Raw genomic sequence first — 24,013 nt, 5'->3', positions numbered from 1 at the left:
ATGAAGCAAAAATTCGCCGTACAGCTTTTTACGCTGCGCAAAGAGTGTGAACAAGATTTTCCTGGTGTACTAAGGGAGATCAAAAAGATGGGCTGGGCTGGGGTCGAGATGGCAGGTCTTTGCGGTTATTCCGCACAAGAGATCTCCATGGTGCTGCAGGAAACCGGATTAAAAACCGCAGGTATGCACGTTTCATTGGAAAGCTTGCTTAATGACGTGGAGAATGTCATGGCTCAAGCGCGTCTCTTTCATACTTCATACCTTATTTGTCCTTCTGTTCCGCATGAGCTGCGAAACGAAAATGGCTACCAACAATTTCGCATACAACTAAATGAAATTGCGAAGAAATTACAGCCCGAGGGCTATACAATCGGCTTTCACAACCATGCTTTCGAGTTTGAAACAAGCGTTAATGGCACTAATGCTTTGGAATATTTGATTGAGCCTTCAGTGGATAATGCCATTTTGGCAGAAATTGATGTCTATTGGGTGAAGAAAGCAGGGAAAGATCCGGCCCAATTTATTCGTCCGTATAGCCTCCGGATGCCGACAATGCACTTGAAGGATATGACCAACGATGAGCGAGGGACGTATGCTGAAATTGGTACTGGAGTGATCGATTTCGACCCTATATTGATTTGGGGAGAGCAGAATGGTGTAGATTGGTACGTTGTGGAGCAGGATGTATGTCAGGGCAATCCAATGGATTGCGTGAATCTTAGCTTAAATAATTTACACCGAATGGCTGACCAACTTTTAGAAAACCGATAGCACCATAAAGGAAGAGCTGCCTCGTGGCAGCTCTTTCTTTAACAGAATCTATATGGTTTGGGGTAGGGGGTAAGGCGAAAGCTTGCTCCTATTTAGGTTGGTTTGCTATGGATTTTGCTGAGCTGAGTGGGATTGTGGATACATGCTGTGGATAGCACAACGTCAACAATTTCCTGGATCAAAGAATCCCTATTTGCGATTGAATGATGTTGTAAAAAGTGCAACAATTGCTGCCTAATTCTCGCCTCTCTCCCTTCGTTGTTGCATAATGTACAACAATTTGGTCCTAAAAAGGCCATTTCGTAACAAATAGGCTCGAAATGTTGTACAAACTACAACTTCAAGTTGAGAAATAGCCGTTTGGCGTGTGAATTGTTGTAGAGAATACAACATTGGTAACAGGTAACCACTATAGCCCATTTGCCCTCTCGACTAAGGCCGGCGAAAGCTGGTTATTTCATTAGAAGAGCGCTTTATCTTTTGCCGAAGCAGCCTAAGATTTCCATATTTTCACCTTTTCCTTCATGTAGGTCGAGGGCAAGGTGCCGGTGCATTTTTTAAACACTTTGTTAAAATACGACTGCTCGCAAAACCCAAGAAAATCGGAGATTTCTCCTACGTTCATTTGTGAGTTGGTCAACAGGTCGCAGGCGGCGGCAATGCGGATTTGCTGGATGTAGTCCGTGACGGATTGTCCGGTAACCTGTTTGAAAATGGTGCTGACATAGTTAGGGGTTCGGTCCACGTGTTCAGCTAATTCAGTCACCGAGATGGTTCGGTGATAATGATTGAGAATATAGGCTTGCAGCAGCATAACGATATTATAGGATTTGCCCTGCATCGATTGAGAATCAATTTCTTCATTGATGATTGCAAGCATTTCAAGCATTATGCTGTGGCAAATGGTGTCCGAGTAGGTGGATTTTCGCAGCCAGTGCTGGGTTAGCAGTGAAAATCTCTGCTTTATATAGTCAAAGTTAAAAGGTCTGGTTAAACAACGATCTGGTGCAATAAGCATGGGAAGTCCATCCCCGTCACCACGATAATGAAAGTGAGCGACATACATGTCATGAGCTTCTTTGGTCGTATTCAACGCACTGCGCCAAACCCCTTGGGGAACAAATATAAGATCGCCTTTCTGCATAGAAAAGGTATGGTCTTCAACCGTGTAGAGAATGGTTCCATTTGTAATGAGGATTAAAATATGATTGTTTGTCTTACTTTTTGGTACATGCCAGTTGTTTGGCTCACAATGCTCGAAATAGATAGCAACCGGTTCGATCATAGAAGGCTCCTTTCGGCAAATTCTCCCGTCTCTGTTATGGTAGGGGATCCTCCATTTATTGTAACCGAAATCGTAGAATTATTGAAATAATTATTGTATTGTTCATTGTTTCAATAGACTGATTTTACTAAGCTTAAGGGGTAACCTTACCAAGGAGGATGATAAGTGAAATGAGTACTTTATTCAAAAAAGTAAAAGCGCGTGTCGGCGTTATAACGGTTGGTCACGAGCCTTATTGGGCACAATTTCCGGGGTTAAAAGAAGAGTTGGAAGGCTACGGCCGTGAATTTGAGGAAATGCTTCGCAAGAATGACGTCGAGGTGGTCTCGGCTGGATTTGTCGATAGTGTAGATAAGTCTTTTGCTGCATCGTCTTATTTGAAAAGCCAAGATGTTGATTTCCTATTTTGCTTCCTGAGCACGTATGTAACGTCTTCGACAGCTGCCACCCCTATCTTGAACTTGTCCGTTCCGACAGTTCTTGTTGCTCTGCAGCCAAGGAAGCGTCTTGATTATCGTAATACAACGACTTATATGCAGTTAGTCAACGATAATATTTGTTCACTTCCTGAAATAGGCGGCGTGCTTGTGCGAGCGGGAAGGCCTGCGGCAGGGATGATTGTAGGAACGCTCTATGATGATGAACGCGCGATGAAGGAATTACAAGGATGGTGCCAAGTCGCCAATACGCGCAGAGCATTCAAATATGCAAAAATCGGTTATATGGGGCATACCTATGAGGGCATGTATGATATGAACTCCGATCCGACGGCTTTTACGGCTTCCTTTGGCTCTCATGTGCAAATGCTGGAGATGTGCGATTTAGCCAAGCTGGTAAATGGGGCAACACCTAAGGAAACGGCCGACAAACTAGATGAAATTAAAAGCGTTTTCAAAGTATCCGATCCATTTATCGATCCGGTGACAAGACCGATCAAGCAGGAAGATCTGGAATGGTCAGCAAAAGTGGCAGTCGGGCTGGATAAACTGATATTGGAATTCGGGTTAACAGGCCTAGCCTATTATTACCGGGGGCTGGACAATAATGAATATGAACGAATCGGATCGAATATGGTGCTCGGCAACTCGCTGTTGACGGGTAAAGGGGTTCCGCTTGCCGGTGAAGCCGATTTGAAAACGTGCGCAGCGATGTTAATCATGGATCGTCTTGATGCAGGGGGCTCGTTCGCGGAGCTGCATCCATGCGACTTCGTTGATGATATCGTGCTGGTCGGACATGACGGACCGCACAACATCAAGATTAGCGACGGGCAGCCGATCATTCGCGGATTGGATCTGTTTCATGGCAAAAGCGGTTCGGGAATCGGCGTCGAATTCAGCATCAAATCAGGCCCTGTTACTTTGCTCAGTATTTCACAAACCGCTGACGGCAAATTCAAAATGATCGCCACGGAAGGCGAATCGATCAAAGGGGAAATTCCCCAGACAGGAAACACGAATACTCGCTGTAAATTTAATTACAGCGTTGCAGAATTCGTGGAAAGATGGTGTTCGGCTGGTCCTACGCATCACTTTGCGCTTGGAGTGGGGCATGTGAGTTCGAAGATCCGTAATGTCGCCAAAGTACTAGGCATTGAGGTGGAAATCGTATGAGTATGAGTATACCTGATAATCCAAAAACCTTGCAAAGAGTCACATTGGAAATGAGCTTAAAGCCTTTTAAAAGTATGGCGCCTGAGGCCATAGAAGCCGTATGTGCGGAAGCTATTAGGCAGTGGCTTCCTCTGATTGGTATGGCAGACAGCTGTTCCGTGCTGCTGTGGGTCGCTGATGGAAGCGAAATCCTTGTCTGGGACGGTGATTTGCAGCGTGAGATCGAATGGGCCCGCTACATCGGATTCGCGAATGAGGAGTACTTCGGCCACATCAAGGATGACAAAGACCCGCGAATCGCCAAACCATACATCAGCGAACCGGCCCGAATCACCTACGGTGATTTGCAATTCATCATCGCAACCTTTAAAAAAGTTGCAGCTGAGCGTTACGGCATTCGCATGGAAGTGGGAGCCACCTTTGATGCAGGACCGGAATTTGCCTACTCGGATTTCAAATATAAGCTGCACCCGGAAATCAATCGCGCCGAAGTAAACGGGCAATTTATCTCGTTGAAGGCGGATTATACGGTCGTATGCGGTTGGTCGAAGATGAAAGCAGATACCGCCTCTTATGCAGCTTATCCTAACGGCATTCCTGATGGCACAGCATTTGGACAGTTTCTAGGACGGCAGTGTGCAAGCTTTTTACCTACATTAGGCTTTGATTACATTTGGTTTTCCAATGGATTCGCTCTATCGTACTTTCCCTGGACGTATCTGGGAGCTAATTACGATGGCACGCAGCTTGCTTTGGCGGACTATGAAGAGCTGTCGTCGAAGATGCTGTCGTTCTGGGAACTATTCAAGCAGGAGTGCCCGAATTACCGAACTGAAATACGCGGGACGAACTACGGAACGGGCATGGATCTGGCCAAGGACTGCATTCCCTTGCTTGAACTTTATGAGAGAAACTATATCGAATTTCCACCGCCGAACTCGCCTTGGGGAGCGCTTAATTACGATTTCGGCCTAGAGTTGACAGGCTTTATGTCGCGCATTGCTGTGCTGCCTGGACAGACTTACCCGTTCCGATTCTATGCCAATGACCCTTGGTTCTGGCAAAATCCGTGGTGGGATCTGTACGACCGAGAGCCGCATGACATTTACTGTCCACTCTCCGTTGCTCGCGTTAACGCTGATGGAGAATTGGAGAGTCCTCGTGTCGTGGAAATTTTGACCATTGATACGGAAAAAGGCGAGCTAAATGAAGATGTACCGATGGAGGTTATTCCTCATATCAAGAAGGCCTTCAAGGATGCGCCCGATCAGCCCGGGATTCTAACTTGGTTGTATCCGTTTCGAGAGCTGCATGAAGCTATGGCTGAATCGGGCAAGCATTCGAGCCACGTTTTTTTCAATGATTGGTTTGTGCGTAATGCGATTAACCAAGGGCTGCCGCTTAATACGGTTCTTAGCACCGATGACTTTTTCGCTATGCAGGACGATGCCATCCATAAGCTTCAAGATACGATCTTGTTTACATCTGCCTTTTGGATAAAAGAGGAGAAGGCGCAGCGAATCGTCGAATATGTCCGTCATGGAGGAAAGATACTCATCTACGGCACTGTCGAAGATCCGGCTCTACGCCAACTGCTGAATCTCAAAATCGAGCATGCGCTTGAAGGAACTTTCTCTGTCAACCTGTCATTGCCGGAAGATACGATCACGAGTGTTGAACAACAGAGGGAAAATGGGACTCATCTGCTCGATCACAGCTCGCACATTTCCGGCGGAGGGTTAAGTGAGGTCGTGGATGATGCAGCTGACCCATTTACGCACGTACATGCAACAGTGAAGCAGGATGGGCTAGAGCGTACGTTTACGCTAACTAGAGCGTTACCTGAATGGGACGGAGGAAAGGTCGGTTGGGTACGTGGATCGCTGCCGTTTCAATCGGCCGGCGTGACGCATCTACCCGTAAGGCAGGAAATGGAGTTCATGGATAGCTCAGTTATCGTGCGTTATTTACTGCAACAATTTGGTTATTCCTTCTTCCAGACCAAAGGAGAGGAAGGTGCAAATCCAGCGCTTATGTTCATCGCCAGACACGACAACGGGTTTATACTTACCGGCTGCAAACAGGACACATCCGTAACGCTGCAGCTTCGCTTTCCAGATGGTGCTCCGGTCATCATTGGACAATCTGCCATTATTGGGGAAGGAATGGCTACTTATGCGCTTGATCGAACGTTTCATGACGATTGCCGTGTATTTGTTAATCAAAAACAATCGTCACGCATCACGTCCAGAGAAAATCAGCCGTTTCCAACATCGAAGAAACGAACTGTCCGTAATATTAGCGTTTACAATCTAATTGAGGCAGATGTGACCATTTATCCGCCAATTGCAGCGCTGCAGGCAGGCAATGTCGAAGTGAAGAACGGTGAACAGTATTTGGATTTATCAGGTAAAATAGTAGGAAATCGACTACTCTTGTCTAAGATTAGCGGTACAATTGATATATCATGGTAAAGGTCATCTTCTAGGGAGAGAAAATATGAATACTCGTAATCAGGTAAGTGAATCGATTGTTATGATGGCTGCAGAACCACATAAGCTGCGTTTCCGTTCACTGGTGAGAGAAAGCCTTCGCTTGCGCAGCAAAGCATCTTCCGAATATCCGGATCAAGTACTGTACTCAGAAGGAACAGACTACATCGTCGATTATGAAAGCGGCACGATAAGGCGTACGGCAGCCAGCTCCATCCCGGATTGGAGCAAGCATCCGACTTATGGGAAATCGGATTTTAATCATAGCGATTACCCTGATTGCACGAATAAGATGTACACCCTTTATGCTGATTATGAATGTTACGATCCGACTGCGGCCACAGACGCCGCAGCGGTCGGATCAGAAGCGCTATCACGGATTCTCACAAAGCTAGCAAACGGCGAAGCTGTCAAATACGTCGTGTTCGGCGATAGCATCAGTACAGGTGCGGAAGTAAGCGAGGAAGCAAATAAATTTTACAACCGATTTGCAGAAACGCTCAGAAAGCGATTCCCCAGGGCGGTTATTGATGTACGAATGAAAGCCATTGGCGGAGAAAGCAGTGAGGGAGGGTTAAAGCGGCTGCAAGATGCTGTCATCGCGCAAGCTCCTGATTTGGTAACAATTGGTTACGGGATGAATGACCAAAATAAACAAGCAAATGGAACGAATGCGACTTCCCCCGCACAATTTGAACGGAATATAGCAACAATGATCGAAGCAGTTCAAAAGCATACGGAAGCAGATATTGTTCTTATCACCCCCTGTCTTCCGAATCCGTTATGGAAATATGCCAGCCCGAATGTGACTGAATACGCCGACAAGCTGCGAGAGCTGAGCTTCGAATATCGGATCGGGATCGCTGACCTTCAGCGGCTATGGCTAGATGAACTTGCTGCGGGTAAAACACATGAAAGTTTGCTAATCAATAATGTGAACCATCCGAATGAGTATGGTCACAGCTTATATGCGCAGGCGTTAAATAGTCTTCTAAGTTCAAATTGATAAGTGGGTGGTTGATCGCATGGTCATACAGTGGAGGAAATGGCGGTTTTCGATATTTACGAAGCTTGTCCTGACATTCTTAATTGTGATTTCGCCGCTGTATGCGCTTGGAACCCGGATCAATGAATGGGGAGCGGAAATCGTTAAGAATGAAATTTCGAAGTCGTTGCAATCTCAAGTTCAATTTTACCGAACCTTATTGGAGAATGAGATTGATAGAATGGTAAGTCTGCAGCGAGAGTATGTGAATGACGATGATTTGCTTGCTTTAAGTCTAACCGAGGACAGCATGTCAACCTATCAGCGTATAGAAGCGATGAAGAGGTTTCAGCGCAGACTCGAGCTCATGAAGCAATCAAGCATATACGTGGAGCGGGCTAGTGCCTATATCCCCCTCATTTCGCGCAAAGTTGCTACGGACGATTTATCCGGTGACCTGCCGCAAGAGGAGTTAGAGAAATTAAAACAAAGCGTGCTTCAATCTAAATCGCTCATTGTCCAATCGAATAATAAACTATTCATCCGTGAGCACTATCCGAACCCACTGATATCAAGTACTCGTAATCCCATATTTGTGCTGGAGCAGGAAATTTCGATCCCAGCTTTGAAACGCTATTTGCAGCAGCTCTCTGGCTATGATCAGGGGGGTGCTGCTTTGATGCTTCCAGAATTAACGGTTGTGAATACGAACAATACAGAAGTACCGACTTTAATTAGAAATAAAATTGAACAGCAGATCGCTCTTTCGGAGGCTAATCTGGGATCATCAGGAGCGTTGAAGGAACAAAAAGCACAAACGTTATCGATCCGTATTGAGAAAGAAAGCTATCTGACCGTTTTCGCCTATTTGCCAAAATTGGAAGCGACTTTACTTGTCTATGTGCCTGAAAGTGAAGTTATGGGCCCTCTAGAGAAATACCGAAGCTACCTGTGGATGATTTCCTTAGTCGCCCTCATTGTTATATTACTTTTCGCCTACTGGATATTTCGCATCATACACCGCCCGCTTACGAAGCTGGTACGCGCATTCCACAAGGTGGAATCAGGCAATATGCAGATTGTGCTGAAGCATAGCAGCAACGATGAATTTAACTATTTATATGAACGATTCAATTTCATGGTAGCCTATTTGAACAAGTTAATTTATGAGGTATACGAGCAGAAGATACATGCCCAACAATCCGAGCTGAAGCAGCTGCAATCGCAAATCAATCCTCATTTCCTATATAACAGCTTTTATTTGCTGTATCGTATGACCAAGGCTCACGACTTTGACAATGCAACGCAATTCACGAAGTATTTGGGCGATTATTTTCAATACATAACACGCAGTGGAAGTGAGAATGTAGCTCTTGAACAGGAATTTAATCATGTACGGGCTTATGCGGAGATTCAATCCATCCGTTTTTCCAATCGTATCCAGTTTATTTTCGACGAGATTCCTGAAGTTTGCAAGCAGGTTATCGTACCACGGTTAATCCTCCAGCCGATTGTGGAAAATGCCTATCAGCACGGTTTTGAGGGAGTCTTATCAGATGGGCTTCTGCGCATTAGCGTAGAACTTGATCATTCCTTGGATGCCACGGAGCTCTTGCTCATTCATATTGAAGACAATGGTAAAGGACTATCAGAGCACGAACGGAATCTATGGAAGATAAGGCTTATAGACCAGGACAATCCGGAGGAAGTAACCGGCATGCTGAATGTGCACAGACGACTGCGGCTAAAATACGGCACAATCGCCGGTATTGTATTAACACCGATTGAAACAGGAGGACTCAGGGTTACTATCAAGCTGCCCATCCAGATGCCGACTATTAAAACTTGAGGAGGCAAGTAACATGATTCATATGATGATTGTGGATGATGAACCGATTGCCGTTAATTATTTGCTGGAAATGCTGCATGAGCTGGAGCATCTTGATCTAGAGCTATCCAAAGCATACTCCGGTTTTGAAGCACTAGAGAAGCTAGGTGATCGTAAAGTCGATATTTTACTGACGGATATTCGAATGCCGGGTATGACCGGGATGGAGCTTGCAGATCAAATATTAAAGCGTTGGCCCCGGTGCAAGGCCATATTTCTGACGGGTTATGATGATTTTGCTTATGCACAGTCAGCGATACGCAAAGGCGGCGTGGATTATGTATTGAAAACGGAAGGCGATGAGGCGATCGTTCGAGCCATTGAAAAGGCGATTGCCGATATTCGTCTGGAAATTAATGAGGAACATATTTTACAAAAAGCGAAGCAGCAGATTCATTTGGCGCTGCCCTCGCTACGACGGGAATACTTGGTTGAATTCTTGCAAAATGAGGTAGATTCTCTCGCTAACCGTAAGAAGCGATTTGCCAATCTGGCGATTGATTTGGATCCCGAGCTGTCCATCATGACGGCTGTCGGCAGAATCGACGAATGGGGTGCTTTTGCTCTGCCCTCAGAGAAACCGCTGCTATTTTACTCGATCCACAATATCGCCGAAGAATATTTGTCCTCATCTGTTCGGTTTGTTGCGATTCAATATGACCGTTCCCGGTTCATTTGGTTCATTCAACCGAAGGACGGAGAGGACTGGACAACGACAACACATAGGCTCAGTGACAGCGCGGAGCTTGTCCAATCAGCATGTAAACGCCTTCTGAAGGTGCCAATTTCATTGGCTCTTGAAGCTGATCCATGTCCTTGGGAACATGTTTCGGAGCGGGTTGAAACGCTCAAGCTGCAGCTTGGGCTTGGCATCGGTCGGGGGAAGGAAATGCTGATTACCGGACAGCAAACAGATCCTGCGCAGGGGGAGCATAGATCGAGCCGGATCTTTTTTGCTGAAAATGATATGAGGTCCAAGGTCCGTAAGCTCGATCTGCTTGAAACGTACATGGACAACGGAGAAAAAGAGCCATTCACGCAATTGTTTATGGAGTTATTCCAAATAGATGAGTTGCTTTTATCAGGAAGCGAAGGGAAGTTTCTAGCGATGGAGCTGTTTTCCCATCTGTCGGCTTTCTTTCTCTCCTACTTAAACAGACGTCGGCTGTTCGCGCAGCTCGGAGCTTCTATTGATCCGGAGCCATTGCTCGAGTTAAGCAAGCATGCTTCCTGGCATGAGGCTATCCGCTATTTCCGAGAGCTTGGCGAAACGCTGGCTGATTTCAATGGAAGAAAGCAAGTCGAGCGGACCAATGACATTATCGGCCGAATCCATCATTATATCCATGAGTTTTTACATGAGGACTTATCTCTAACGAAGCTCTCTGAGTTGGTTTATTTGAGTTCTCCTTATTTGTCTAGGCTCTACAAACAGATGACCGGCAAAGGGGTTCTGGACTATATCACGGAAGTACGGATCAACAAGGCAAAGCTTTTGCTCAAAACCGGAGATCGCAAAATTAACGAAATCGCCACCGAGATCGGCTTGGAATCGGCTCACTATTTCACTCGTTTATTCAAAAAAGTGACCGGATATACGCCACTTGAGTATAGAGATTCGGCAAAAGCCATGGACGAAACAAACCGCTGATCAAACGTATTATGAACTCGTTAATATAAGTCCATCATCGCAAGAAAGTCCCATTTCGATCGCAGAAGCCTCATTTTATAATAAAGATGTAAGGAAAATCGTACATTAGCGAGGGGACAAAGCAATGAAAAAAAGAAGTCTGATGACGGTCTCATTCAGCACATTGCTCATGGCAAGTATTGTCGTAAGTGGCTGCACGAAGGATACGAAGCCTGCGGTATCATCCTCACCTGAGACAAAAGCGACTGCAGTAGCGGAAGTCAAAAAAGTCGATCCGTTAGGTAAATACGATCCTCCGATTGAAGTGACGACAGTTAGGCAGGTCGATGCGACATTTAAGTATGCAGAAGGCGACTCGATCGACAGTAACATTTGGACGAAAATTTTCGAAAAGGATTACGGGCTCAAAGTAAAAAATCTTTGGACGGTAGACTCATCGCAATATCGACAAAAATTGAACGTTTCCATTGCTTCGGGCGATTTGCCGGATTTCCTCGAGGTCAATAAAGAAGAAATGCAAAGGCTTAATGAAGCCGGATTGCTTGAGGATTTGACAACCGTTTGGAAACAATACGCAACCCCATTTGCGGTAGATGTGTTGAAACAGGATAATGGCATCGGTTTAAAGGCAGCAACCTTTAACGGTAAATTAATGGGAATACCAAGAACCTACTCCAATGGAGGAGTCAGCACGGCACAAATGATCTGGGTCAGAACCGATTGGCTGCAAAAACTGAACTTGCCTGAGCCTAAAACAATTGAAGATGTCGTCAAAATTGCTACCGCTTTTGCTAAGCAGGACCCGGATGGGAACGGGAAGGAAGATACTTTCGGCTTAGGACTTAATAAGGACTTATTCTCCGGTCATGGTGTAATTGGAGGATTTCTAAACGGATTTAACGCTTATCCGGAGATTTGGACGAAAGACGCGAGTGGCAAGCTAGTTTATGGTTCCGTTCAACCAGCTATGAAGACTGGCTTGAAGCAGCTGCAGGATTTATACAAAAGCGGACTTATTGATAAGGAATTTGCAGTCAAAACAACGACGAAGGTGCAGGAAGACGTCGCTGCAGGAAGATTGGGTCTAGCTTATGGGTCTGTCTCCGACGGCGGATATATTCAAAAGGAAAATCATACGAAAGATCCAAAAGCTCAATGGAAAGCGTATCCAATTGTGTCCGCGGATGGCAAAGCAGTTAATCCTCAATTGTGGGATACGGCCAATGTCTTTTATGTGGTGAAAAAAGGCGCTAAGCATCCTGAGGCTGCCATTAAGCTCATCAACATTTATTTGAAGCATTTCTACGAAACCAACTACAGTCCGAATCCAAATCCATTTATTTCGGACCCTAAGACGGGTGCTTTTCCAGGTAAATATGCTCCTGTTGTGATCGATCCGCTAAATACGAATTTGGAGGCTTTTGCCAAGGTACAGGATGCGCTTAAATCAGGCGATGGCAGCAAGCTTGGATTCCCAGCGAACATTCATTTTGACAGGCTGACCAAATTCAAAGCGGGTGACGACTCCATGTGGTTCTCTAACGTTGTGTTTGGAGCGGAGGGGTCCTATAGCGTAATCAATCAATATAACAATAATAAGGTTGGCAAATACAATGAATTTGTAGGTGCTGCAACGCCTACTATGGCGGAAAAGCAGGCCACGCTGAAGAAAATGCAAGATCAAACTTTCACCAAAATTATTATGGGCGAGGTCTCAATTGATGAGTTCGATAAGTTTGTAACGGACTGGAAGAAACAGGGCGGTGAATCGATCGAGAAGGAAGTTAATGATTGGTTTAACAAAAATAAATAGGCAGACATGGGAGGTGAGGGCAACCTTGCCTCCTTCTGTCCTTGGGGTCTGGAGGGGAATTATATGGTAGGTAAAAAATGGAGAATCGGACTCCCGTTACATCTGATGCTCATACCAGGGTTGCTTGCAATCCTTATATTTAGCTATATACCCATGGTCGGAGTTGTGATCGCGTTTCAGAAATACGTACCGGCCAAAGGCGTGTTCGGGTCCAAATGGATTGGATTGAACAATTTCAAATATGTCATGGGCCTGCCAGACTTTTATCAAGTTTTTTGGAACACCTTGTACATCGCCAGTATGAAAGTTGTTGTAGGCTTAATCGTTCCTGTTGTGATTGCCATTCTATTGAACGAGCTCCGTAAGGAAATCGTAAGAAGATGGGTGCAAACGCTCATTTATTTGCCCTACTTTTTATCATGGGTCATTCTGAGCGGTGTATTGTTGGATATTCTTTCACCTTCCCAGGGAATCGTAAATCAACTTTTGCAAGGAATTGGCATCAAGCCGATTTTCTTCCTTGGCGATAATAGATGGTTTCCTTTCACGCTCGTAATCTCCAATGAATGGAAGGAATTTGGTTTCAGTACGATTGTGTATATTGCTGCTATTTTAGGCATCAACCCATCGTTATATGAGGCAGCTGTGGTGGATGGCGCAAGCCGATGGCGTCAAACCTGGCATATTACGCTTCCGGGAATGGCACCGATTATTGTATTAATGGCGACGCTTAGCGTCGGTAATATTTTGAATGCAGGATTTGAACAAGTATTTAACTTATACAGTCCCATTGTGTACCAGAGCGGGGATATTATTGATACTTTCGTTTACCGAATTGGTATGGTCGATGCGCAGTATGGTGTTGCAACGGCAGTAGGCTTATTTAAATCCGTGATTTCGTTCATCTTGATTTCTCTGTCCTATGTACTCGCTTACCGCTTTGCCAACTATAGAATATTTTAAGGAGGAGATCATCTTGGTCGAGCGAATGACATGGTCACGAAAATTGTTTGTTATATGCAACTATATGCTGCTTATCGCGCTTGCTGGCATATGTATATTACCGCTGATCTACTTGCTTGCTCTGTCCTTCAGTTCGAATAATGCGGCTGCTGCTGGCATGGTTAAGCTATGGCCGGTTGATTTTACATGGAAAGCCTATGAGTTCATATTAAGCAAGCCGGAATTTACTCATTCTCTTCTCGTTACGCTGCAGCGGGTACTGCTGGGTGTTTCGCTTAACATGGTATTGACGGTGCTGGTTGCTTATCCGTTATCGAAGGAATCGTCTGCATTGAAAGGAAGAACCATTTATGTGTGGATCTTCGTATTCACGATGCTTTTCAATGGAGGTATCATTCCACTGTATATGACCATTCGCACACTAGGCTTGCTGGACTCGATCTGGGCTCTAGTTCTGCATCATGCGGTGCCGGTGTTTAATATTGTGATCCTGCTTAATTTCTTCCGAAGTCTGCCGAAGGAATTGGAGGAAGCGGCCTTGATGGATGGTGCGAGCCATTGGAGAATCCTTTGGAGCATTTATGTCCCGCTGTCGGCACCATCGCTTGCAACTGTGACATTGTTCTCAACTGTTGCACAGTGGAATTCTTGGTTTGACGGTATTTTATTTATGAACTCTCCGGAAAATTATCCGCTGCAAAGTTATCTGTACACGGTTGTGGTTGGACTCGAAACTTTGATGAAAAGCACGACGGATCTCGAACTGATTAATCTGGTTTCGGATCGAACGGCGAGAGCGGCGCAAATTTTTCTCGGCGCCTTACCGATTCTGCTGTTGTATCCATTCTTACAGCGTTATTTCACCAAAGGAATTGTGATGGGGAGTGTGAAGGGATGAGCAACGACGTTAGCAAATTAGACTCAGCTTTGAGGGTCGAAGACAATAATGATGAAGCATGGAGTTGGTACTCACCGCTGAAGGAGCCTTTTCGGGTTACGGGACTGCCTTGGCTGAAACAAGATGGTGTCTACCGCAGGTTGCCGTTAAAGCCGTCGTATCCAATCCGATCGGAAATGGACCGGCTTGCGAATTTTACAGCGGGTGTTCAAATCCACTTCCAGACGGATTCCCCGAAACTATCTGTACGAGTTGTTTTGGCGGATAAACCGAATATGTATCAAATGCCGGCTACGGGTCAATGCGGCGTAGATTGCTACATTGGTTCACACGGAGAGCAGCAATTTGTAAACGTCACTCGTTTCGAGCCTGCGCTTTCGGAATATGAAGCCATTCTTTTTGAATCGTTCGGAGATCAAATGAAAGAGATTACATTGAATCTCCCTTTGTATATGGGGGTGAAGGAGATGTGGATCGGGATTGATCCATCCGCTTCGGTTGCTGATTCTCCAGGCTTCGTTTCTGACAAACGAGTCCTTATCTATGGTACGTCTATCACGCACGGAGCTTGTGCTTCTCGGCCGGGAATGGCTTATCCGAACATCTTGAGCCGGATGTTTCCGCTTGAGTTTGTGAATCTCGGGTTCTCGGGGAATGCTCAGGGAGAACCAGAATTAGCCCAAATTATCAGCGAAATCTCCGACCCTGCAATACTTGTTCTGGATTATGAGGGGAATACGCCTAGCACAGAACGTCTCAGAGAGACACTCCCTGAGTTTATTCGAATTTTTCGGTCCCGATATTCCGAAGTACCCATTCTGGTCCTTTCACAAATCCGGCTGGCAAAAGAGGCGTTCGACGCCAATATGTTTCGACAACGGGAGGAGCGAAAGCAGTTCCAACAGGAAACGGTAGAACGATTGCGGCAAAGTGGAGATCATCATATCCATTTTTTTAATGGAGAAGAGATGCTAGGATTAGAATACGGGGAATGCACGGTAGATGGCATTCATCCGTCGGATTTGGGTTATAAGAAAATAAGTGAGGCGCTAAAACCATTATTGGAAAATCTTTTGCGTCCTTACCTCAAATGAGGTTTCCTCCAAGTTCCATTAGGCAGATGAATAACAGTGAAGTATCATTTAGTGTAGGGTGATAAAAAATGTTCATTGCTCCTATGCTAGCGTACGACGCAAAAGATAATAAACCATTTAACAGTAAAAATCATATAGCTGAACTAAAATTAGAAGGTCTAAGATGTATTATTTCCAATATGGATAAACTCTATGTTTATACGAGACATAATAACTTGATTACAAATAAATTCCCCGAGTTGTATAATTGCCCCCTGCCTGAAGGAACAATACTCGATGGAGTATTAATGGTTATAGATGATCAAGGGAAACCAGACTTTGAAGCCATGTCGGCCAGGTTTTTATCAAGGAAAAACAAAACACCTGTGATATTCTGCGCATTCGACATTTTGAGATACAAAGGAATTGACGTCACGGGTCTAACTTTACTGGGGCGTAAAGAACTGTTGGACAAGGCGTTCATTGAAACTGAGAATTATAAAAAGGTTAAAGTGTTCGAAGGGAATGCAGTAGAATATTTTAAGCAGGTTCGCGGGCAGGGACTTGAGGGCATCATCATGAAATCTAAAAAAGAAAATTCCAAATACGAAATAGAAAAACGCTCCAAACAGTGGCAAAAAGTCATCAATTGGACTTATACGGATGTGTACATATCCGGTTACAGAAAAAATAATTTTGCCTTATTGGCCTCTATTGATGCAGCTGATGGCTCCAAGTTCCCAGTCGGGGTTATAGAGTCAGGTGTAACACCAATTCACCAGAAAGCTTTAGATAGTTTGAAGAATCGCTTAGTATTCAAGGAAGACAAGAATTTTGCTTATATGGAACCACGAATCATGGCAAAGATTAAGACAAGAAATTGGAGCAAAAACGGAAAACTTCGGTCCCCAGTATTCATGGAATTCGTTACCTGAGCACAAAAAAAGACTGAAATCACCAAAGGAGGAAGTGGTGGTTACAGTCTTTTGTTTTACTTGCACATCACCAAAGGAATTAGCGTCTAATTCCGCCGGTTAGTTGTTGTTCGGCCAGTTGAACTAATCTTCTTGTAATGTTACCACCGATTGCGCCAGTATCACGAGTAGCCATGTAGCCGTAATAACCATCTTGCGGAATTTGAATACCTAATTCTTGAGCGACTTCATATTTCATTTGGTCAAGAGCTGCTCTTGCTTGTTGCACGACTAAGGTATTGCTGTTTCTTCTAGCCATTTGATTCACTCCTTTTTTGTGGTGTAGGACTATTTTGTGGATTAAATGGTTTTTTATTCATGTTATTAAAATTAATTTTTGCAAAACTCAGAAAACATCTCATTACATTCTTGACTTCACAGTCAACTATGTTTATGATTCACTTATGAGCAGACCAAGAGAATTTGATGTTGATAAAGTATTGAATCAGTCGATGGAAGTTTTTTGGGCAAAAGGTTACAAAGCAACCTTATTCGAAGATCTCACCAATAAGACTCATGTCAAAAAACAAAGTCTGTATGGCGTCTTTGAAGACAAACGCGCACTCTTTTTAAAAGCACTTGCCCTATATCGAGCGCAAAATCTCGATTCACTTCGAGAAATGGTCGATCACGGCGGGTCGCCAACGGAAATTCTAGACACCGTAAAATCCGCTTCACTTTGTTCGAAAAATGAAGATAGCCGCAACGGATGTCTGATGGTAAACACAGCGTTGGAATTTGGAATGAGCGATGAGGAAGTAACCAAGGAAGTTGAAACAATGTTTAGTGACGTCCAGCTTGTGCTCGAGGAAGTGATTAGTAAAGGGCAGGCAAATGGAGAGATTACGACACGCTTCACAAGCAAAGAATTAGGAGCCTTCTTGGCTAATGCCTTGCGTGGTACTCGAATTCTAGAGAAAACAGGGGTGCCTGTGGAACAAATTGAAACCATTCTAAATACCTCGTTTGGATTATTAAAAAAATAAAACCGAATGCGCTTTTCAGTATAGAAGAGCAGGCGCATTAGATTCTATACATGGCGTTTACTCATTGGGGTGAACGCCGTTTTTTCTTAATATATAGGAAATTATGATAGATGCCGATCTGTGGATAAGCGTTGTAAAATGAAAACGGAAATGGAAGGGATACATGTTGAGAGGCAGTCCCACGGGGACATGAATACAGAATTACGGATATTCTCTAAAACCTAAAAGGAGCGTCAGGGTGATCTTCCCAGCCGCTCCTTCTACCAAGTAGCCAAACAATAATTGTTCATCCATCTGTGAACATATTCTCTTATATCTGTTTCCCAAACTCAAACGTACCGGCATCACCAGATTTTAGCGGAACGTAGAAGCTTTATTTTTCTCAAAACGGCGTAATTCACGTTTTCGCGGAACGAGGAGCCTCTATTTCCCGCTTTCGAGGTGGAAAAACCGATAAAACGCCAAAATAGCGCCCCTACGTTCCGCGTGCGGGTCCCGCATCGACATAATCACCGAATTAACGGCTCCTCGTTCCCCGCGATCCTAAGATTTGCAACCTAAATGTTCGAAATCACTCCATGATCACTTTTTTACTGAAAGAAACATATGGGGTTCTCTCAATCATAATCTAGTAACAGAAGATTTGGACAAGACGACGGCGGCGCTATGCCCGATTCCAAATAAATTTTACGAGGAGTGATTGAGAGATGAACAAGAATAAAGTAAGAATAGCCTACCGTTTCGATCCACAAGAAAGGTCGGAATCAACACGTAGAGCATCGCGAGTACCTGATCAAGAGGAGAAAGTGATACCCTCCAAGCTTAATTAGCATGGATGCGCGGGACAGTCTGTCGAGAAGTCGATTTCCGGCTTCTCGGACTCTGTCGACGAGCTTCAGCTCGTGCTTTAAGATTTTTTATTGACACAACCGCTGGAAAAAGATATATTCTTCAGTGTAATAAGTAATTATTACGATTTATCAACCGCAATGCCTAATAAATTGCCTGTAGTTAGGGCTTCGACACATGAGAAGAGCATAGTCATAAAGTAAAATCGTAATTTTTACATATAAAGTCGAAAGGGAGTTGTTCTTATGATAGTTGCCTCCATGAATGAAGTGGAATTCGGTTACAATGACGTCCCTTGTATTCAAGACGCGAGTGTAGAGATTCAGTCGGGTGAATTTGTAGCTATAACGGGCCCCAATGGCGCAGCCAAGTCGACCTTGTTGAAATTGCTTCTTGGCTTGCTTGATCCTTGGAAAGGGAATATTTTCTTATCTTCAACCAATAAAGAGGGGACGAAGCTTAGAGTGGGTTACGTATCTCAGCAAATCTCCGCCTTTAACAGTGGATTCCCTAGCACGATATTGGAGTTTGTCCAATCAGGTAGGTATGCAAGCCGCTCATGGTTTCGTAAACTCGACAAAGAAGATGAGGTGCAGACGGAAAGAGCACTCCGTCAGGTTGGGATGTGGGATTTGCGCAAGCGCAAGATCGGTGAGCTCTCTGGCGGCCAAAAGCAGCGTATATGCATCGCCAGAGCGCTTGCTCAGGAGCCTGATATGCTTGTTCTCGATGAACCGACGACAGGGATGGATCAGGATAGTCGCTTTGGCTTCTATGAGTTGATGCATCATCAAGTGAAAGCTCATGGGCGAACCGTTGTTATGGTGACGCATGGCCTTGCCGAGGTCGCTCCCTATCTGGATCGTATCATTGAGCTGGAGAGGAAGGAGGATGGCGGATGGAAATGCTGCACTACGACTTCATGCAGCGGGCATTTTGTGCCGGTGGGTTAATAGCCATCCTAGCTTCGGTTCTGGGTGTTTATCTGATGCTTCGCAGGCAAGCACTGATGGCTGACATGCTCTCCCATGTTTCCTTGGCAGGGGTTGCTGGAGGTGCGTATCTAAACATCAATCCAACCTTGACTGGATTCGTCGTAGCTACGCTGGGAGCCATAGCTGTTGAATATGTAAGGAGATCATATAAAACCTATAGTGAAATTTCGGTTGCCATCATCATGGTGGGTGGATTATCTACAGCAGTGATCATCATGAGTCTCAAGCAAAGCATTAATAAAGGCTTCTCCGCTTATTTATTCGGCTCTGTTGTTGCTGTGAATGAAACTGAGCTTCTCCTCATGTTTGTGGTAGCGATAATCGGGGGCATCTTTTTCTATCTATTCCGTCGTCCGCTTTATCAGATTACATTCGATGAGGATACGGCTAAGACAAATGGGCTTCCTGTGAAATGGATCTCCCTGGGCTTTAGTGTCATAACAGGTATGATTGTTTCTGCGGCTATGCCAATTGTGGGAGTTCTTCTCGTTTCGGCATTAATTGTGCTGCCCGCGGCACTTGCCATTCGTATTGCACCTAGTTTTACATCCGCACTTTTTATAGCTATGAGTATTGGTTTACTTGGTGTAATTTCCGGACTTACCGCTTCCTATCAGCTTAGTACGCCCCCGGGAGGAACGATCGCGCTGCTTCTCTTATTTATTCTTATTACTGGCTTGGGTTTGAAAAAGGTCATTCTGACATTAAGCAAAAGCAAAGCAAAAAATTCAATCGACACCATTCCTCGTATGTCCAAAGAAACGACAATTACATCATTCAATAAATAGTAGGAGGAAAAAACAATGAAAAAAATCTGGGTAACGAAATCACTTGCTTTTACCGTACTATCAGCTGCTCTCTTATCGGGCTGTGCATCTAAAACCGCTTCAAGTGATGGCAAATTAAATGTCGTTACAAGCTTCTATCCTATGTATGAATTCACGAAACAGGTTGCAGGTGATCATGCCAATGTGATTGCTCTAATCCCGCCGGGGTCTGAACCCCATGACTGGGAGCCTAGTGCGAAAGATATGAAACAACTGAAGAATGCCAATGTGTTCGTTTACAACGGTATCGTTGAAGGATGGGCAGAGCAAGCACTTAAGAGCGCTGAGAATAAGAATCGTGTTGTTGTTGAAGCCATTAAAGGGATTGAATTAATGGAAGGCTTACCAGAAGAAGAGCATGGAGAGGATCACAAGAAAGAAGCGCATGGAGACAAAATCTTAGATCCGCATATTTGGTTAACTCCGGTTCTTGCTCAAAAAGAGGTTGAGGCCATAGTAGTTGGATTAACACAAGCTGACCCTGCTCACAAAGAGGATTATCGAAAAAATGCGGATGCTTATATCGGAAAGCTCAAAGCCTTGGACGAGTCATTTAAAACAGGTCTTAAAAATGTAAAACGTAAAGAATTCGTCACGCAGCATGCTGCATTTGGTTATTTGGCCAAAGAATACGGGCTGATACAGGTTCCTATTGCCGGACTTTCCCCTGAAGAAGAGCCAGCTCCTGATAAAATGGCAGAGATTATTAAATTTGCAAAAGATAATAAGGTACAGACGATTTTCTTTGAAACCTTGGTAGATCCAAAGGTCGCGAGTACAATTGCAAAAGAAGTCGGTGCGAAAACGGATGTGCTGAATCCAATAGAGGGATTAACAGACGATGATAAGAAGAAAAACCTTGATTACATCGGTGTTATGACGAATAATCTTGAAGCATTGAAAAAAGCGTTAAATGAATAAATAGAAACATGTGATGCTTTTTTTTAATCATTCAAATACGTAAAATTTACGAATAGAAAGAGGTTATGACATTGGTAGATCATAAAATACCTGTAACCGTTTTAAGCGGTTATTTGGGAGCAGGCAAAACAACGCTATTAAACCACGTACTACATAATCGTGATGGCCTAAAAGTTGCCGTTATTGTGAACGATTTAAGTGAGGTCAACATCGATGCTGAGCTGATTAGAGAAGGCAACGGGCTTTCCCGCACGAATGAGAGCTTGGTTGAAATGTCCAATGGCTGTATCTGCTGTACATTACGTGAAGACCTGTTGAAGGAAGTGGAGCGGCTTGCTAATGAGAATAAATTTGACTATATTCTTATAGAATCAACGGGTGTAGGTGAACCTTTACCGGTTGCGCAAACGTTCACCTATATGGATGAAGAGCAAGGAATTGATCTTACGCAATTTTGCCGTCTCGACACGATGGTAACCGTCGTAGACGCCTACCGTTTCTGGACGGACTACTCCTCTGGAGAAACGCTCCTTGAACGCAGCCAAGCGGTGGGTGAGGATGATACACGCGATGTTGTTGATCTTCTTATTGATCAAATTGAGTTTTGTGATGTCCTGATTTTGAACAAATGTGACATGCTGGAAGAAGATGAGCTGATTGAGCTAGAGGGCGTGCTGCGCACATTACAACCTAGAGCCAAATTCATTCGCACAGTTCACGGGAAGGTTGCTCCAACAGATATTTTGAACACTCATTTATTTAATTTCGATGAAGCAAGTACGTCCGCTGGCTGGATGCGGGAAATGGAGAAAGAAACACATACACCTGAAACCGAAGAATATGGCATTTCTTCTTTTGTTTATGAAAGAATTCGTCCATTTGAGCCTTCGCGGCTGATGAGTTGGATGGAAGATTGGCCGGCTGAGATCATCCGAGCCAAAGGGATCGTGTGGCTTGCAACGCGCAATGATCACGCTCAGAATTTCAGCCAAGCAGGTCCTTCTATTCGCTTCGGTCCAGCAGGCTATTGGGTGGCGGCGCTGCCAGACGGTGAAAGAGCAGCTGTTCTTGAAGAAGACGCGGATCAAATCAAGATCTGGGATGATACCTATGGAGATCGCATGAACAAGGTTGTATTTATAGGCATTGAGATGGACCGGGTTAGTATAATGGCATCTTTGGATGCCTGCTTGTTAACGGATGATGAAATGCAAGGAGATTGGAATCGTTTCGAGGATGAGCTGCCGAATGCCATAATGGAGTTGGAAGAAGCCTGCCCTTTGCCACAATAAATTCAGCAATGATGTATGATAGGAGGTGAACAGCATGAGAGTCATTATTACATTGGCGTGTACGGAAACTGGGGACAGGAACTATACAACGACGAAGAATAAAAGAACCCAAACATCTCGTTTGGAGCTGAAAAAGTACTGTCCACGTCTGAAGCGTCACACGCTTCATCGCGAAACACGTTAATAAACCAAGAAAGTCCGGGCTTACTTGTCCGGGTTTTCTGCTTTACGAAAGGGATTATAATTATCCCAAAGGAGGTTGATGGGTTTGATGAGTTTGAATACCAATGAGGCAAGAGAAGTCATTCTAAGTCATCACACGGATGCTCAGTGGCATCGCCGCGAGCAAGAAGTATTGCAATGGGCGGCACGTGAGAAACAGCGCAAGCATGCTAAGAAGACCAAACTTCTCGGACATATCAACGTTGATGCAGAATTGTTTCCAGCCTTGATGTTACTTCAGCAGAAGCAAATAGCGACTGAATTCTCTTGTGCAGGTGTTAGCCCACTTGACGAACCAGAAGACCATTCCCTGTATGCTTATCTCACGATCATAGCCTCTAAGCGAGCCGAGCAATTTGTCCAATTGACCATGAAGCGCATGAGACATCGCTTATTGATTTCCTTTGAACCCGCAAGGAACCGATACGATCTTTCATCCTTTTACATAGGCCATAACCGTTCCTTTTGTCAGATGATCCAGCAATGTGCGGAATCTTTTGAGAATGAAATTTAGGTACCGAAATCGTACAGTAAGGCTTTCTCCTAATGTCGGAGATGGCCTTTTTTGTTTTTCCTAACTGGTCAGAACCTGATAAAAATGAGTTGGAGGGGGAACTATCTAGTAATAAATAGAACGCGGAGGTTATAAGAATGGAGCATTCATTACTCTCAGAGTTGAAGCAGCTTATTACCGATCTGGAGCAAAAAAAGGCTGAGACCCGTTATACGATTCCAAGTGAAATTATGGGGGCCACGAAAAAGGCAAAAAACTTGGAAAGGTTCTTACATGATATATTTGCTGTAGTTAACGGCAGCGGCGGGATTAACCTGCTAAGCATAATCCGTAGAGAGTTTGGCATGAGTGTGGAACTTACGGATCATATCGATCAGTGGGCACCGTACAGCAAAGATCAATTTGAAGATGCGCTCCATGATGCGATTGATCGAGCTGAAATTCGTGCAGGAAAGCAAGGGTTATTTTTTCAAGGATCGCCTGATAAAAAGGAAGCCGCAGAAGCACTCCTTCTGCTGAAAAGTATTGCTCATGCCGCGGTTAAGTGTCAATTTAATCCGAAACTGGCTGGACCACATGCCTATATGGAGATTTTGGATCATGTCATCCAGTTTTATGCACTTCCCAATTCGTTCCCTGATGACACCATGATCAAGTACAGAAACTTAATTTCCTCTGATCGACTTTATGCAATGTCGGGGAACGTTGATACCATCACAGCTGCATTGAAGAATCATGTAAAAGAGTGGTACCAAGGTTCATCCTTTACCTTCTTGGAAAACAGCGAATGGTACCATACATACGAATCTGTCCAAGATTATTTGTACGTTTTAACAGAGGAGCAGCTAGAACGCTTACGGATGGATTTCATCCAGCATATCAGGAATGAATTTATAATAGTAAAAGCAAAACCTGAGCTGCACCGCGTGAAACATCTGAAATCCATGCTGGAAACCGTATTGAACTGGAAGGTTTAGTTGCCACGAAACCGTTTAATTGTA

Annotated in this window: 22 protein-coding genes; 20 read left to right on the top strand and 2 right to left on the bottom strand. The window is 44.5% G+C overall.

Annotation, left to right across the window (positions count from 1 at the left end; genetic code table 11):
* Entirely contained in the window at positions 1-771 is a 771-nt protein-coding gene (locus AC58UU_RS20250; RefSeq protein ID WP_497318523.1) for a sugar phosphate isomerase/epimerase family protein, read from the top strand.
* 493 nt (positions 772-1,264) lie between these two features.
* Here AC58UU_RS20250 and AC58UU_RS20245 read toward each other — a convergent pair whose 3' ends face one another.
* Positions 1,265-2,056, bottom strand: a complete 792-nt coding sequence (locus tag AC58UU_RS20245; protein ID WP_497318522.1) for a helix-turn-helix domain-containing protein — start codon at positions 2,054-2,056, stop codon at positions 1,265-1,267.
* 170 nt (positions 2,057-2,226) lie between these two features.
* On the opposite strand from AC58UU_RS20245, the gene AC58UU_RS20240 reads away from it, so the two are divergent.
* From AC58UU_RS20240 to AC58UU_RS20195, 10 genes are all read left to right on the top strand, one after another.
* On the top strand, positions 2,227-3,669 hold the full coding sequence (locus AC58UU_RS20240; protein ID WP_497318521.1) for an L-fucose/L-arabinose isomerase family protein: 1,443 nt from the start codon (positions 2,227-2,229) through the stop codon (positions 3,667-3,669).
* Positions 3,666-6,143: a PilZ domain-containing protein gene (locus tag AC58UU_RS20235; RefSeq protein WP_497318520.1), complete on the top strand. Its 2,478-nt coding sequence runs from the start codon at positions 3,666-3,668 to the stop codon at positions 6,141-6,143. Before AC58UU_RS20240 ends, AC58UU_RS20235 begins: the two co-directional genes overlap by 4 nt.
* Before the next feature lie 25 nt (positions 6,144-6,168).
* The gene (locus AC58UU_RS20230; protein WP_497318519.1) at positions 6,169-7,167 is read left to right on the top strand and encodes an SGNH/GDSL hydrolase family protein; all 999 of its coding nucleotides are present in this window, start codon (positions 6,169-6,171) and stop codon (positions 7,165-7,167) included.
* 19 nt (positions 7,168-7,186) lie between these two features.
* Entirely contained in the window at positions 7,187-8,995 is a 1,809-nt protein-coding gene (locus AC58UU_RS20225; protein ID WP_497318518.1) for a sensor histidine kinase, read from the top strand.
* 13 nt (positions 8,996-9,008) lie between these two features.
* Complete coding sequence (locus AC58UU_RS20220; protein WP_497318517.1) at positions 9,009-10,685, top strand: response regulator; 1,677 nt, start codon at positions 9,009-9,011, stop codon at positions 10,683-10,685.
* A 124-nt stretch (positions 10,686-10,809) separates the two neighbouring features.
* The gene (locus AC58UU_RS20215; RefSeq protein ID WP_497318516.1) at positions 10,810-12,498 is read left to right on the top strand and encodes an extracellular solute-binding protein; all 1,689 of its coding nucleotides are present in this window, start codon (positions 10,810-10,812) and stop codon (positions 12,496-12,498) included.
* Positions 12,499-12,561: 63 nt separating this feature from the next.
* Positions 12,562-13,461, top strand: coding sequence for an ABC transporter permease (locus AC58UU_RS20210; protein WP_497318515.1), 900 nt, complete (start codon positions 12,562-12,564; stop codon positions 13,459-13,461).
* A 13-nt stretch (positions 13,462-13,474) separates the two neighbouring features.
* On the top strand, positions 13,475-14,359 hold the full coding sequence (locus tag AC58UU_RS20205) for a carbohydrate ABC transporter permease (protein WP_497318514.1): 885 nt from the start codon (positions 13,475-13,477) through the stop codon (positions 14,357-14,359).
* Entirely contained in the window at positions 14,356-15,453 is a 1,098-nt protein-coding gene (locus AC58UU_RS20200) for an SGNH/GDSL hydrolase family protein (RefSeq protein ID WP_497318513.1), read from the top strand. Before AC58UU_RS20205 ends, AC58UU_RS20200 begins: the two co-directional genes overlap by 4 nt.
* Positions 15,454-15,521: 68 nt before the next feature.
* Positions 15,522-16,367 carry an ATP-dependent DNA ligase gene (locus AC58UU_RS20195; RefSeq protein ID WP_497318512.1) on the top strand — a complete coding sequence of 282 codons (846 nt, stop codon included), beginning with the start codon at positions 15,522-15,524 and terminating at the stop codon, positions 16,365-16,367.
* Positions 16,368-16,446: 79 nt separating this feature from the next.
* Here the strand turns inward: AC58UU_RS20195 and AC58UU_RS20190 are convergent, their stop codons facing one another.
* A complete protein-coding gene (locus tag AC58UU_RS20190) occupies positions 16,447-16,665 on the bottom strand; it encodes an alpha/beta-type small acid-soluble spore protein (protein WP_029195127.1) in 219 nt (72 codons plus the stop codon).
* 145 nt (positions 16,666-16,810) lie between these two features.
* On the opposite strand from AC58UU_RS20190, the gene AC58UU_RS20185 reads away from it, so the two are divergent.
* The 9 genes from AC58UU_RS20185 (at position 16,811) to AC58UU_RS20145 (ending at position 23,989) form a co-directional block, all read left to right on the top strand.
* Positions 16,811-17,392 (top strand): TetR/AcrR family transcriptional regulator, encoded by a 582-nt coding sequence (locus AC58UU_RS20185; RefSeq protein WP_497318511.1) that lies wholly within the window; start codon positions 16,811-16,813, stop codon positions 17,390-17,392.
* 707 nt (positions 17,393-18,099) lie between these two features.
* Positions 18,100-18,222, top strand: a complete 123-nt coding sequence (locus AC58UU_RS20180) for a hypothetical protein (RefSeq protein WP_497318510.1) — start codon at positions 18,100-18,102, stop codon at positions 18,220-18,222.
* Between the two features lie 264 nt (positions 18,223-18,486).
* The gene (locus AC58UU_RS20175; RefSeq protein ID WP_497318509.1) at positions 18,487-19,194 is read left to right on the top strand and encodes a metal ABC transporter ATP-binding protein; all 708 of its coding nucleotides are present in this window, start codon (positions 18,487-18,489) and stop codon (positions 19,192-19,194) included.
* Entirely contained in the window at positions 19,140-20,024 is an 885-nt protein-coding gene (locus AC58UU_RS20170) for a metal ABC transporter permease (protein ID WP_497318508.1), read from the top strand. Before AC58UU_RS20175 ends, AC58UU_RS20170 begins: the two co-directional genes overlap by 55 nt.
* 15 nt (positions 20,025-20,039) lie before the next feature.
* On the top strand, positions 20,040-20,984 hold the full coding sequence (locus AC58UU_RS20165; protein ID WP_497318507.1) for a metal ABC transporter substrate-binding protein: 945 nt from the start codon (positions 20,040-20,042) through the stop codon (positions 20,982-20,984).
* Positions 20,985-21,049: 65 nt separating this feature from the next.
* Positions 21,050-22,276, top strand: a complete 1,227-nt coding sequence (locus tag AC58UU_RS20160) for a GTP-binding protein (protein WP_497318506.1) — start codon at positions 21,050-21,052, stop codon at positions 22,274-22,276.
* A 34-nt stretch (positions 22,277-22,310) separates the two neighbouring features.
* Positions 22,311-22,460 carry a 50S ribosomal protein L33 gene (gene rpmG, locus AC58UU_RS20155; protein WP_029195131.1) on the top strand — a complete coding sequence of 50 codons (150 nt, stop codon included), beginning with the start codon at positions 22,311-22,313 and terminating at the stop codon, positions 22,458-22,460.
* An 87-nt stretch (positions 22,461-22,547) separates the two neighbouring features.
* Positions 22,548-23,012, top strand: coding sequence for a hypothetical protein (locus AC58UU_RS20150; protein WP_497318604.1), 465 nt, complete (start codon positions 22,548-22,550; stop codon positions 23,010-23,012).
* Positions 23,013-23,149: 137 nt separating this feature from the next.
* Positions 23,150-23,989 (top strand): hypothetical protein, encoded by an 840-nt coding sequence (locus tag AC58UU_RS20145; RefSeq protein WP_497318505.1) that lies wholly within the window; start codon positions 23,150-23,152, stop codon positions 23,987-23,989.
* Positions 23,990-24,013 lie beyond the last annotated feature (24 nt).

Source organism: Paenibacillus sp. JT22N1, from assembly GCF_059692155.1.
The sequence above is the reverse complement of the archived record's forward strand: the minus strand, read 5'-3'. Positions and strand labels throughout refer to the sequence as shown.